The sequence below is a fragment of the Thainema salinarum CENA647 genome (genome assembly GCF_057732415.1).
Window position 1 is genome coordinate 479,568 of record NZ_JBYJZJ010000022.1, and the last position, 12,067, is coordinate 491,634.

The 12,067-nt window shown below is 48.8% G+C and carries 13 protein-coding genes and 1 pseudogene; 4 read left to right on the plus strand and 10 right to left on the minus strand.

The window, feature by feature from the left end; genetic code table 11:
* Positions 1-43 precede the first annotated feature (43 nt).
* From AC286M_RS08910 to AC286M_RS08920, 3 genes and pseudogenes are all read left to right on the plus strand, one after another.
* Positions 44-890 (plus strand): annotated as a pseudogene (locus AC286M_RS08910) (IS5 family transposase).
* 401 nt (positions 891-1,291) lie between these two features.
* Entirely contained in the window at positions 1,292-1,774 is a 483-nt protein-coding gene (locus AC286M_RS08915) for a Spy/CpxP family protein refolding chaperone (RefSeq protein ID WP_488204039.1), read from the plus strand.
* A gap of 20 nt (positions 1,775-1,794) precedes the next feature.
* Complete coding sequence (locus AC286M_RS08920) at positions 1,795-2,184, plus strand: Coq4 family protein (protein ID WP_488204040.1); 390 nt, start codon at positions 1,795-1,797, stop codon at positions 2,182-2,184.
* 33 nt (positions 2,185-2,217) lie between these two features.
* Here the strand turns inward: AC286M_RS08920 and tnpA are convergent, their stop codons facing one another.
* Positions 2,218-2,661: an IS200/IS605 family transposase gene (tnpA, locus tag AC286M_RS08925; RefSeq protein ID WP_488202591.1), complete on the minus strand. Its 444-nt coding sequence runs from the start codon at positions 2,659-2,661 to the stop codon at positions 2,218-2,220.
* 80 nt (positions 2,662-2,741) lie between these two features.
* Here tnpA and AC286M_RS08930 point away from each other — a divergent pair, with 80 nt between their 5' ends.
* On the plus strand, positions 2,742-2,876 hold the full coding sequence (locus AC286M_RS08930) for a hypothetical protein (RefSeq protein WP_488204041.1): 135 nt from the start codon (positions 2,742-2,744) through the stop codon (positions 2,874-2,876).
* Between the two features lie 73 nt (positions 2,877-2,949).
* On the opposite strand, the gene AC286M_RS08935 is transcribed toward AC286M_RS08930, so the two are convergent.
* The 9 genes from AC286M_RS08935 to AC286M_RS08975 form a co-directional block, all read right to left on the minus strand.
* Positions 2,950-6,516, minus strand: coding sequence for a two-partner secretion domain-containing protein (locus tag AC286M_RS08935; protein ID WP_488204042.1), 3,567 nt, complete (start codon positions 6,514-6,516; stop codon positions 2,950-2,952).
* Positions 6,517-6,973: 457 nt separating this feature from the next.
* Positions 6,974-7,468, minus strand: coding sequence for a DUF2165 family protein (locus tag AC286M_RS08940; protein WP_488204043.1), 495 nt, complete (start codon positions 7,466-7,468; stop codon positions 6,974-6,976).
* A gap of 47 nt (positions 7,469-7,515) precedes the next feature.
* The gene (locus AC286M_RS08945; RefSeq protein ID WP_488204044.1) at positions 7,516-7,848 is read right to left on the minus strand and encodes an antibiotic biosynthesis monooxygenase family protein; all 333 of its coding nucleotides are present in this window, start codon (positions 7,846-7,848) and stop codon (positions 7,516-7,518) included.
* Positions 7,823-8,743, minus strand: a complete 921-nt coding sequence (locus AC286M_RS08950) for a histone deacetylase family protein (RefSeq protein ID WP_488204045.1) — start codon at positions 8,741-8,743, stop codon at positions 7,823-7,825. Before AC286M_RS08950 ends, AC286M_RS08945 begins: the two co-directional genes overlap by 26 nt.
* A 231-nt stretch (positions 8,744-8,974) precedes the next feature.
* Complete coding sequence (locus tag AC286M_RS08955; RefSeq protein WP_488204046.1) at positions 8,975-9,310, minus strand: carbon dioxide-concentrating mechanism protein CcmK; 336 nt, start codon at positions 9,308-9,310, stop codon at positions 8,975-8,977.
* Positions 9,311-9,563: 253 nt separating this feature from the next.
* Positions 9,564-9,974 (minus strand): ANTAR domain-containing protein, encoded by a 411-nt coding sequence (locus tag AC286M_RS08960; RefSeq protein WP_488204047.1) that lies wholly within the window; start codon positions 9,972-9,974, stop codon positions 9,564-9,566.
* Positions 9,975-10,177: 203 nt separating this feature from the next.
* The gene (locus AC286M_RS08965; RefSeq protein ID WP_488204048.1) at positions 10,178-10,885 is read right to left on the minus strand and encodes a Crp/Fnr family transcriptional regulator; all 708 of its coding nucleotides are present in this window, start codon (positions 10,883-10,885) and stop codon (positions 10,178-10,180) included.
* A gap of 241 nt (positions 10,886-11,126) precedes the next feature.
* Positions 11,127-11,552 carry a response regulator gene (locus tag AC286M_RS08970; protein WP_488204049.1) on the minus strand — a complete coding sequence of 142 codons (426 nt, stop codon included), beginning with the start codon at positions 11,550-11,552 and terminating at the stop codon, positions 11,127-11,129.
* Between the two features lie 207 nt (positions 11,553-11,759).
* On the minus strand, positions 11,760-12,029 hold the full coding sequence (locus tag AC286M_RS08975; RefSeq protein WP_488204050.1) for a hypothetical protein: 270 nt from the start codon (positions 12,027-12,029) through the stop codon (positions 11,760-11,762).
* Positions 12,030-12,067 lie beyond the last annotated feature (38 nt).

Sequence of the window (12,067 nt, forward strand, 5' to 3'; positions counted from 1 at the left end):
ATGAGTGCTTAAGGTGAAGGTGTCGCCATAGGAGCAGTCCCAGATGTCTACCGTGACGCCTCCTCGTTCAACCGTCGAAATTGACCCTCGTTATCGGGTGCCCGATGAGCTGTGGGAGCGCCTGCATCCTCTGATTCCAGAGGAGCCACCCAAGCCTAAGGGAGGCCGCCCTCGCATGGATGATCGCCAAGCCTTAGATGCGATCTTTTACATCCTTTGCACCGGCTGTCAGTGGAATGCGTTGCCTCGGTGTTTAGGGGCCTCCAGTACGGTGCATGACCGCTTTCAAGAGTGGCAAACCAACGGCACGTTTGCTCGCTTTTGGCAGGCGGGATTGATGGAGTATGCCCGCACTCAAGGAGTGGACTGGCATTGGCAATCGATGGATGGTGCGATGGTCAAAGCACCACTGGGGGGAAAAAAAGACAGGCCCCAACCCGACTGACCGTGGCAAGTTGGGCACCAAGCGCTCGGTTTTAACCGATGGCAACGGCATCCCACTGGCCTTTGTGCTCGCACCCGCTAATCGGCATGACATGAAACTTGTTGAGGTAACTTTAGAGGCTCAACCGCTGGTGCCACCGGATGTGGAGGACGAGGAATCAAGACATCTCTGTCTGGATCGCGGCTACGACTATCACCCGGTGCGCCAGATTCTCAAGCAGTGGGGCTATCAAGGGCATATTCCGCCTCAAAACGAGGGTGACCTAGTGATTCACGACATTCCCAACTATCGGGCCAGACGGTGGGTGGTCGAACGGACTCATTCGTGGATGAATCGGTTTCGCCGTCTGTTGATCCGCTGGGAGAAGAAGCCCGAAAACTATCTGGCGTTCTTACAACTTGCCAGTGCGGTCATCACATTTCGCTCATCTGAGGTTTTCGGATAGGCTCTTATTGGAAATTGTTTTGTAGCGCGGCGGAGCCGCGCTACAAAACAATTTCCAACCCCAAAAACTTTATTTCCAATAAAGTCTAATAAATTATGGGTTTTCAACCGGACTTTATATAACCATGACCAAAGTCATGGTCAATATCGTGACTTCCGCTTCAGGTGGTTGAATTTTGCGCTGTCTACGATGGAATCAAATGAGACACAGGCGCGTTGTAGATAGCCGTAGTCACAGTAGTTAGGACGTTGGGAAACTCTGAAAACGTTCAAACGCTTTATTCAAACGCTTTAAACGTTGGATTTCGTAAATGTCTCAACCAAAGTGGCGACGGATATATATCTGGCGACGACACATCTAGCGACAACGTGTACCGAAACGATCACTTTTGAGGAATCACGATGAAAATTCAATGGTTTGCAGGGGCCGCCGGATTAGTTGCGATCGCAGCGGCTGTATATTCGCTCAGTCCCGTTCAGGCTCAAATGAGAGACGGGATGAGAGACGGTGGACGATGGGGTGGAGGGCCAGGTCGGGTGCTGGAGCAGCTTGACCTAACCGAGGCTCAGCAGGAACAGCTACAAGTGATTCGCAATGATGCCCAAACTCAAATGCTGAATGTCCTGACAGAAACGCAGCGGACTGAGTTAGAAGCCGCGCTAGAAGCGGGTGAACCCTTACCTCGCGCGATGCGAGATCTTGATCTTAACGACGAACAGCGCGAACAGCTGCGGGCGATTTGGGCAGCCAGCCATGATGCAGCTCAAAATGTATTCACCGCCGAACAGCGCGAGCAAATTGAAACTGCTCGTTCAGAACGGGGGCGGTTCCGGGAAGGACGACCGGGCGGCCTGTTCCAGCCAGAAAGCCGAGATCAACAATAGATTAATCGCAACAACTAACCATGAACCAATCTCCTGCTATTTTCACGACCCAAACTAACGATCAACTCAACCCTACAGCCAGTGCGATCGCAACTCGGGCACAGCGATTTTTAGCTCTAACGGATCGCATCGCTGATATCACTGGGCGCAGTGTGCCACAAATTGTCGATTTATCCAGGCTACGGACGTATTCGCCCGGAACGCTGGGCCACTGCTGGGCGGAGTTTCTAGACCGCAATCAACTGCAACCACTAACATCCGGGCCACGGCGGAAGCAACTACACGATGGCGTGCATGTGCTCACAGGGTACGGAACTGACACGCTAGGCGAGGCAGAAGTGCAGGCTTTTTTGCTGGGTGCAACGTTCTCATTACCCAACGCCCTGATTGGGCTGGGACTGCTGCAATGAAATACCCCGCCGCAAGCGGACGGGGTATCAGAATCAAAAAAGAGCAAGTTGATTATCCCGATGCAATTTGAGGTAATCTTTGCCTTGGGCTTGAACATATTTGGCGATCATTCCTTCATCCCCGTGGCGGCCTACTGTACTCGCAAAATATCCATCACTCCAAAACTCGCCTCCCCAAAGTTTCTGCTTCACTTGAGGGCATCGTTTGAAGACTTCTCGTGCAGTTAAACTTTTCAGCATCGTTACCAGTTTGGTCACACTATAGGTCGGCACGGACTGCACTAGAAAATGGACATGGTCTTTGTCCACTCCAATTTCGACAAACTTCACCTCGTAGCGTTTCTCGATTTCGAGGCAGACCTCTCGCAGAACCGCATCTACTTGCTCATCAAACACAACCCGTCGATACTTTGCTGGAAACACTAAGTGGTATAGCAAAACTGTTACGTTATGACTCTTGTGGATGTACTCACTCATTCTTAGATCTTACGCCGCAGAGCGGCGGGGAATGGACCCCAAGAGATTCAATTCATCGCTCGCCTGGGCTGTCAGACAAGGTGCGATCGCGGTTATGGCAGGCGTATCAACGGGGGCAAGCGGCCCAGTTTGATCCCGATAGCTGGCAGCCTGAAACCCTCTGGGCAGAATCGCTTGAGACAATCCAAAGGCAATTTGCGATCGCAGTTCGCTAGTGGTTGATCAAACGAGTACTGAGGGCAATTCCGCCGGAGTTCTCCCAGTACTCGTTTAATTTTGTATTGCGGTCTATTCCAACGGCTCTGGGACTTCTTCAAGGCCTAAGATGTCAGTCGAGCAGGCTTCTGCATCGGCCTCTCTGAGCAGCAGAATAGTTTGATCATCCACCTCTGGCTCTGCAACCTCTTCCGCTTCTAAAACTGCGATCGCAGCCGGGCAGGACACAGCAACCGTATCAAATTGAGAATTGGTATCGCTGAACAAATCTCTATCCAAGACAACGATATCAACCTCTGGCGGATTGGTCGGTTCGGGATTCTCACCTGAAACAGGATTCTCACCTGGAACAGGGTTCTCACCCGGATTATTGGGAATTGGATTGCCACCTGTACCACCGCCAGGAATTCCGCCAGGAATCCCGCCACCGGGAGTTTCACTAGGCGGTTCACCACCGGGAGTTTCACCGCCAGGATTATTGCTCAACTGAGCCAAATTGGTCAGGTTGAACAGCGCCTCGTTCAATTCGCCCACAGCCACGTTGACAACGTATGATCCGGTCGTGCCGTTAGCAAAGGGCTGCATTGTAGAGGTCAAGCCATTGCCATTAGTCACAACTTGATAAACAGTGCTGCCACCAAACAAGCTGCTTGCGCCTGTTGTGGGAGCCACAAAGGAGACGGCTGCATTGGGTACAGCATTGCCAAACTGATCGGTGACCTGAATCGTGAGGGCATTGGCAAAGGCTGTATTCACGGTTGTGGCTTGTCCATCACCGCCCAGAATGGTGATCTGTGCTGGCTGATCGGCTAGGTTGGTCAGCGTGAACTGCTGATCGGTCAAGTTGCCAGAGCTGGCGGTGGTGATAAATTCTCCGCTGCGGATGCTGGCGGTTAAGGTGGGTGCGATCGCAACTCCGCTACCGTCAGTATTCACCGTGGCCGTGCGGCTACCACTGAAGTTGCCGCTGACTTCTGCATCGGGCAGGATGAAGGTAATCGGGACACCTGCGATCGCGGCTGGCTGACCTGCTTCAGTGAGCTGTACCTGTAGGTTGGTGCCAAAGTTGGTGTTGACGACCGTTGACTGTCCATTGCCCAGTGTTGCCAGAATGTCGTAGCTCGTTTCTACGGCTCCAATGTCGATGCCTGCTCCGCCGATTCGAATTTGGCCCCGCTGATCGGTACTGGAAGCTGCGACAACTGCGCCGCTGTCCAGCACAATACTGTCAGGTCGTGGCCGATGAGTTTGGGTGGGGCCACCGTAGTTGCCTAACGGTTGCAGTCCTGGATCGAGCGGATTAGCCGTGCTGCCAAGTAGCGTGCTGGTTGCAAATCCGATGCTGCCATCTGCGTTGCCGATCAGGTTTGCGCCCAGGTCTTCTGTTACCTCGCCCTGCACATCAACGCCGGAAGTGTTGCTGGTATTTCCAGCAATGATCGAGTTGCCAATGTCAGTTTCAGCGAAATTTCCTAGGTAAAGGCCACCACCCTGCCCACCTAGGTCACCCGTGCCGCTGGCTGTGTTGTTGGTGATGGTGCTGTTGACTAGAGTGAGACGGTCATTATTGTAAATTGCGCCACCGTAGCCACCGAGTGTTGAGCTAGTTCCAGTGCCGCTGATCGCCTGATTGCCGCTGAACGTGCTGTCTGTAATGGTGACATTTGATTGCATACTAGCGGCGTTATAGAGCGCACCACCATGTCCAGCTCCACCAAACGTTCCACCGTTGCCACCAATCACTTGGTTGTTGCTAAACGTACTGCGGCGAATAGTCAGATCACCATCTTGATTGAATAATCCACCGCCGTAGCCCGCTTGACCAGAAACGGTACCGTTGCCGCCTAGAACTGCATTGTTGGCAATCGTGCTATCTTCAATCAGCAGACTGCCGCTGGTGCTGTTGTTATTGAAAATGCCGCCGCCGCGTCGGATGAGTGGTGTCCCGACCGTGGCTCTGTTATTTTCGATTCGGCTATTGCGAATCGTTAGGTTAGCTTGGTTGTTATAAATGCCAGCTCCTTCAGCCGCTGCGCCTCGGGTTACAGCCAGATCGCTGAGAGTGACATTTACATCACCACCGGAGCCATCCACGAACAGAACACGATGGGTGTTGTTGCCAAATAGAACCGTTTGGTCGGCTCCTTGCCCTTGGAGCGTTAGCGATCGCGCAATCCGAATTTCACGACTCTCTTGATAAGTCGCAGCCGCGAGATTAACCGTGGCTCCCTCAGCGGCAACATCAATCCCGTTCTGCACTCGACCAGTGGTGACATTAACCGTTGTGCCTTCGCCCGTCAGGGTTTGATTAGCACCAAGGGTAATCGGCTGATTCAGGTTAATGGTCAGGTTATTATCGGCATTTTCATCCGTCAGTTGCAGGGTCGCTGTACTTGCCTGAGCGCTGGTGTTGATGGGGGCATTGATATTAATCGTGGAGGCGGCATCAATCACGACATCTGCACCGGAACCTAGAGCTGTCACAATTGACGGTACGTCGGCTAACTCCACGTTTGCGACGTCTGGATCCAGCAGTACGTAGCCACCTGAATCGCTACCGATGCCACCAGACGCATCAATGGCTGTACCGAGCGTAAACTGATTGGTATAGACCTCTAGGCGACCACCCCCTAGTTCACCCGAAATATCAATTAGTCCAGCAGGAAACGCTGCCCGGTCAGCCTCAACGACGATTTGTCCCCCCGCTTGTCCTGTCGTCCCGGCAACGCTGGTTGTACCGCTGAGTACCGCTATGCCTGCCGCATTATTGGCTGCAATATCGCGGCTTGCACCCTGTCCTAAACGAATCGTGCCGTCTGCATCGACCGTGATCTGATTTGCGTGATCAAGCTGAGTACCAGTTCCCGTAAGCAGGGACGGTAAATCCAAGGGCTGAAACGGCAGTGGGTTCAAGCCCGTAGTTGAGCCAGCATCCAGGGCTGAAACTTCTAGACTCAGCAACATGCCGTCTTGGCTGATGCGCACTCGCTCGCCACCCTGGACAGATGCGATCGCAATTTGTCCTGCCGGAGCCTCTAACTGCCCCACGTTCACCACATTGCCCGCGATCAAGCTCAGTGACTCACCGGGATTGACGCTCAGGTTAGCTTGATTGACGATGCTGCCCGGTTGCGCGGTGCTAAACGCAAAGTCAGTCGGGGAGCCCACCAGGGTGCTGTAGTCGTTTTCACCAACGGCATTGAACCAGCCGTCTCCAAAGCCAATACCCGTTGCTGTCGTTGCGGCAAACGAGCCGGGGATGTCTAACCGAGCATTTTCACCAAACAGAATACCCGCCGGATTCATCAAGTACAGATTGGCCTCGCCGCCACTCACCCGCAGCAGGCCGTCAATTATCGACGGGTCGCCACCACTGATCCGACCGAGAATATTTTGGATGTTGGGTTGCGATCGGAAGTTGGCTGTCTCACCTGCATCCAAATTGAGCTGATCAAAGCTGTGAAATAAATTCGCGTCGTTACGAATACCACCGTCAATTTGATATTCACTACCGAACTGCTGCACATTTGTGCCACCACCATCAGTTGCAATGATGGATTGAGCATAGAGCGGTGACGGCAGACTTAACCCAAGCAGCAGACTAGGTAATAAAACACTCGATTTAAAGGCAGTATGCATAAATTTAATGGATGACGATCTTCTCAGTGGTTATCGATGGCGGACATTCTGCGCAAAATCCAGGAGGATACTTTGCGACTGCTACGCAGCGACAGAATGCCTACTTAGGAATCTAGGCTGGGCAAAATGCACGATATCAATAGGAAATGTTTGAATTGGGCTTAAAAATCACTGAGGGGCAAAAGCGATTAGAAACAGGGCACCCGAAATTTTACTGAGTCCATTATTAAAAGTTAGGGATCATCTCTGAGAAGACCCCTAAAGAGGCTTATTGAAATTTTCATGGTTGTGTGAAGGGATAGAAAATTTATCGCTCTGGTTTCCAAACTTATGTCTTGCACCTTACAAATCCAGAGCCTGGAAGAATAATTTGCTACTGCGTTGCGACGACAAATTATCCTTCTAGATTTAATTCAGGATGTAAAATTAGTTATTTTCAGTAGTCTAGAAAGGGCGACTAAGACAACGATTCGTCATCCTTCATCGTCAAAAAGATGAGCACGAATCCCAACAGCATGATGAAGCGAAAAGCGGGCTGTTGAGCGTTCCAGATCTCAGACTGCCACATAGCAAACCATTCCCCACCAATTGTCATAAATCCGGTCAACCAGAGAAAAATTCCTGCGGTTAGTCCTAGAACCGCAATTCCTTTAGCCTGATTAAATGCTTTTGCATCTTGTCGTGCTTGATAAAGCTGAACTGTGCCCCACCAACATAAAATTGCTGTAACAGTTTCAACGAGTATAAGTGCAATATAAGCTGCATGATGCAGAGCCGTAGAAGTAATTGCTCGCCAAGCTAATGCGCTATCTGGAAAGATAGTATCCATGCTCATAATATGAGCCACATATTGAAAATTTGACCCGTAATCTGTCAGGTTATTGAACACAATCGCCGTGAGCAATAATGACACAGACAGCATGAGCAAAATTTTAGAGGCACGGATATGCATGAGATCACTACGCTAGCTTCTGGATAAACTCTTTCTTCGATAACGGCTTATTGTTGGCTACTCTTGCATATTTCATAATGCCCTACCTCAGGAAATGGATCATAAAAATGATGTAATAATGCTTTCCATTCTTGATATTCAGGAGACTTACGGAATCCTTGAATATGATCGTCTAGTTTTTCCCAATTAACCAATAATAGGTATCGATTTTCGTTTTCAATACAGCGATGCAGTTCATGGGAAATATACCCGTTCATTGACGAAATAATCGACTGGGCTTCCCAAAAAGCCGCTTCAAAGTCTTCACAATGCCCAGGAATAATATTGAGAACGGCAACTTCTAGAATCATAAAACTATAGGCGATGGTGACGATAGACATCGCTGGCAGCACGGTGCAGTAAAGAATGTCGGTAGACCAAATCTTCCATTTTGTCGCCGTAGCCGCCACCGATCACGCAAGCAACGGGATATCCTGCGGCTACACAGGTACTCAGCACCTGCATCTCGCGCCGAAAAAGACCTGTATCAGTCAGCGCCAGTTTACCTAAGCGATCGCACAAATGCGGATCAACGCCTGCATCGTAAAAAACTAAATCCGGCTGCACCTCGGTCAGCAAGTCCGGTAAATAATTGGACAGAATACGGAGATATTCATCATCTTCGGTGCCAATCGGCAGCGGCACATCTAGATTGCTCTGCTGCTTGCGACCCGGAAAGTTAGCCTCGCAGTGCATCGAAAAGGTAAACACGCTGTCGTCATCTTGAAAGATGTGCGCAGTACCATCACCCTGATGCACGTCTAGATCGACGATCAGAATTTTCTGAGCCAAGCCCTGCTGCTGTAGCACTCGGCTTGAGATCGCAAGATCGTTAAAAATACAAAACCCAGACCCATAGGCCGGAAAGGCATGATGGGTTCCGCCAGCGGTATTGCAGGCGAGGCCATACTGCATCGCTAACTGCGCCGTCAGAATCGTGCCGCCGACTGCGGTACAGGTTCGCGATACTAAGCCTGGACTCCAGGGTAAACCAATCCGCCGCTGCGCTTTCACATCTAGCGTGCCCTCACAGTAATCGCGCACGTATTCCGGTAGATGCACCAGTTCCAGCCAGTCTGTAGACGGTAACTCTGGCTGATGAAACTGGGCGGCATTGGCAACTTGGTCTTGCAAAATGCGATCGCGCAGCAGACCAAACTTCGCCATCGGAAACCGATGCCCCTCCGGTAGAGGCGTCACGTAGTTTGGATGATAAACTAGCGGCAGATCGGACAAAGCTTTAATCCACAATCTCTAGGCAACCAAAAACTGGAATAGGCTACCGATTCTGGATTGTAAAAGCTAAATCAGGGATGTGCAATGAAACTTGGACCTAAAGCTAGAAGGGGCTATTCTGTCGCAGTACCGCCACAAAACAACCCCTTCCATTTGAGTACACAACCATCTAGATAAGCCAGCAGATGGCCAACCTATTCTTTAGCGAATGTCTCTTCAGCGAACAGCCTTTTAGCCTACAACGGTAATGCCTTCAACGGCTTGACGGAATTCTTCCACTTCCGGCGAGTAGTCGATTGGCAGCACGGCGACGACGTTCTCATGCGGACGCGGAATAATCACCCAGGTTTCCAAAACACCGCCCGGTGCTTTCTCCGCTGCTTCTACACCCGCAGCCATTGCCGCCTTCACCTCGGAGATATCCCCCCGGATATTCACAACAAACCGCGCACTACCAGCCCGAATATAACCAACCAAAGTCACGCGCCCAGCCTTTACCATTGCATCAGCAGCAGCGAGAACGGGCGGAAAACCCTTAGTTTCAAGTGATCCAACGGCCTGTGGCATGACCTTTCTCCTTAATCCTTAGTGGCGAATCAATCGTATGTATTGATGAATGGATTCCATTAATCCAAACTCTATTGTACGGGGCAATGCTAGCGATTTAGCACCCAAAGCCAGCTAAATCAGAGTTCAAACAATTCTCTAGTGTTAATTAGATAAACTTATCAATACGGCAATGAGCTGCAATCAAAGATGATCGGTGTCGCTCAAACACCATTCGCTGGAGGAAGCACGCGACTAGCTAAGCCAAACAAAATTAAGCACCATTCACCAGAGGAAGCACGCGGCTAATCAAGCTAAACAGTTGTTCTCCGTCTTCGGGATAGGTGACGTATTCGTAATCGCCAACTTGAACATCTTGCCCCTGTAAGTCTGGTCCAAATTCATCAGCATAGATAATGATGAGAGTATGATCCGGTAAATTGGCGTCGCGTCGAATCCGCTTCCCCATGCTCAGAGAAGCATTAACCGTCTGCTCAATTTGATTAATTAAAATCAAATTAGGCTTAATTCGACTCCCTCGAATACGTTCAACGGCACCAATTTCGTCTAATTCATTAATTACTAAATAACCTAAAGTACGAAGATTTTGCTTTAAAAGAGGGCGCGTTTCATCGTCTTGTTCGATCAATAAAATGGCCAACTGTTTGTTATTGACTTGGTTCATCTTATTAATTTAGCGGTAGATATTGAGTCGTCAGAATATGTACAACGCTCAATTAAAATTTGTGAATAGAAGCTGATTATTAATTGCTTTACTCCTTATAGATCTTCAGCGAACTTTCTCCAGTTTGCATCTGCTTGAAGAAATAATTATTGCGATAATTTGATTTTTCAATATATAAATTAATCAATTATTTTTTTGCAAAATCAGTCTTTTGGCTGACTCATTTTGATCCCAAGTGAACGATCGTACTGCTGCACCATCACTTGGTAGCACTCACAAGCAGACTGCTGTAGCTCTGCCTGATTGAGGATTTGAATTCGACCATGATGATATCGAATTGCACCGTTAAGCTGTAGTTTTTGAGCGGCCTGCGTTACACCAGCCCGCCGTACGCCTAGCATCTGCGCAATAAACGCCTGAGTCAACTCTAAATAACTTGAATCAACTTGGCTTTGGGCCACCAGTAGCCAACGTGCAAATCGCTGCTCTAACGTATGTAGACGGTTGCAAGCAGCCGTTTGAGAAACTTGATTCAAAAACACTTGCGCATAACCCAACAAAATATTTCGCACCTTTGGGCTTTGCTCAAATACTTGTCGTAATAGATCTGCTCCTAAGGTGACAGCTTGTCCAGCTATTTGCACGATATGTTCAGTATTCGCTGTTGCTTGATTGCCTAGAAGCGCATCAACGCCCAGCATCCCTCTATTACCAACGGTTCCTACTTCTGCTGTATCACCGTTCTGCATCGTCACTGTAACCGACAATAAACAGTCAATCGGAAAATAAACTTGATTGATGGTCTCACCGGAATTCTGCAGGATTTGGCTTTGTTCGAGTTTGACTTCTCTCAGATGTGGTTCAAGCACATCGTTGGTTTCTTCAATGAGCCAATTCAACAGCGAATTCATGAAAGACCTTTGGCAAACGGCTTTAGCTTAACTAGGTGTATTGAAGCGAACAGAAACTAAAACCTAATGTACTGATTTAATTCTGTATCCTTATCAGAAATCCCAATTTAGTTAGTCAGAATTTCTTACACGCCCTAACCTAAGAATGATGTCATCACTGATCGTGATCATCAAGCGTTTTAAATAGCAGTAAATTCATCGAAAAGATTGAGCAATTGTTGCTATTCTCCGCCTTTTACTTTTAACACTCTTCAGCAAGTAGCTGCACGATTATTTGCATAAGTTCATCCAGATCAAAGGGCTTAGCAATATGCTGACAAAATCCTGATTCTAAAGCCATTTGTCGATCTTTATCTAGCGCACAAACTGTGAGCGCAACAGATTTGAGATGACCAACACTTGCCATTGGCAGAGATTGAATCTGTTTTAGAAAGATACATCCATCAACATCAGGTAATGCAAGTTCACTAATGACTAAATCAACAGCATGTTGCTGGATTAGGTCTAGTGCTTCAGTTGCATAAGACGCTGTCAGAACCTGCATCTCATAGGACTCAAGTAAAAACTCTAATATCTTGATCGAATCGGAATCACCATCGACGATTAAAACTGTTCGTCCCTTTAGAGACATATTTGCATCCTGCTTATTAACAAGGAGATTCGACATATTTACTCCACAGGTTAGGTTAGCTCTCGCAATATTTATGTCCCAAGTAGGAGAATCAACAAATAAGTCTTTGAATGTGGATGTTTAGGCTGGCTGCTGATGCCTTTCAATCAGAACGAATGATCAATGGAAACTTTTTATGTTTTGCAGTGGTTGAGCGTTGCAATAGCGGTGATACAGTGCGGTACATGGTGAGACAAAACTTGGTTACAGGCTAAATGTTTGCTTGAGATAAGGTGACGTTTGACGTTTCGTTGGGAACTCAGATTGGAACTCAGATGCGATTTTGAGTATCATTTCGCAGATTGTGGGATTATCTGCGATCGTAATTAGCAGATAACGGCTAAATTCGTAACTCAACTCGCTCAACCGGAATCTCCTCGGCACATGGACTGTGACATATGGACTGGTATTAGGAGTATTCAAAGCTTGAGCGCCATTGGTATTCAACCGTTTACCCAAATTGCTATCCAGCATCTACTACAACTAGGCTATTGCCCCGACTACTTAAATGC

Excerpts from the sequence above, each read along its gene's own strand:
- AC286M_RS08915 (WP_488204039.1), top strand. The coding sequence starts at position 1,292 with ATGAAAATTCAATGGTTTGCAGGGGCCGCCGGATTAGTTGCGATCGCA.
- AC286M_RS08920 (WP_488204040.1), top strand. The coding sequence starts at position 1,795 with ATGAACCAATCTCCTGCTATTTTCACGACCCAAACTAACGATCAACTC.
- tnpA (WP_488202591.1), bottom strand. The coding sequence starts at position 2,661 with ATGAGTGAGTACATCCACAAGAGTCATAACGTAACAGTTTTGCTATAC.
- AC286M_RS08935 (WP_488204042.1), bottom strand. The coding sequence starts at position 6,516 with ATGCATACTGCCTTTAAATCGAGTGTTTTATTACCTAGTCTGCTGCTT.
- AC286M_RS08940 (WP_488204043.1), bottom strand. The coding sequence starts at position 7,468 with ATGCATATCCGTGCCTCTAAAATTTTGCTCATGCTGTCTGTGTCATTA.
- AC286M_RS08945 (WP_488204044.1), bottom strand. The coding sequence starts at position 7,848 with ATGTCTATCGTCACCATCGCCTATAGTTTTATGATTCTAGAAGTTGCC.
- AC286M_RS08955 (WP_488204046.1), bottom strand. The coding sequence starts at position 9,310 with ATGCCACAGGCCGTTGGATCACTTGAAACTAAGGGTTTTCCGCCCGTT.
- AC286M_RS08960 (WP_488204047.1), bottom strand. The coding sequence starts at position 9,974 with ATGAACCAAGTCAATAACAAACAGTTGGCCATTTTATTGATCGAACAA.
- AC286M_RS08965 (WP_488204048.1), bottom strand. The coding sequence starts at position 10,885 with ATGAATTCGCTGTTGAATTGGCTCATTGAAGAAACCAACGATGTGCTT.
- AC286M_RS08970 (WP_488204049.1), bottom strand. The coding sequence starts at position 11,552 with ATGTCGAATCTCCTTGTTAATAAGCAGGATGCAAATATGTCTCTAAAG.
- AC286M_RS08975 (WP_488204050.1), bottom strand. The coding sequence starts at position 12,029 with ATGCTGGATAGCAATTTGGGTAAACGGTTGAATACCAATGGCGCTCAA.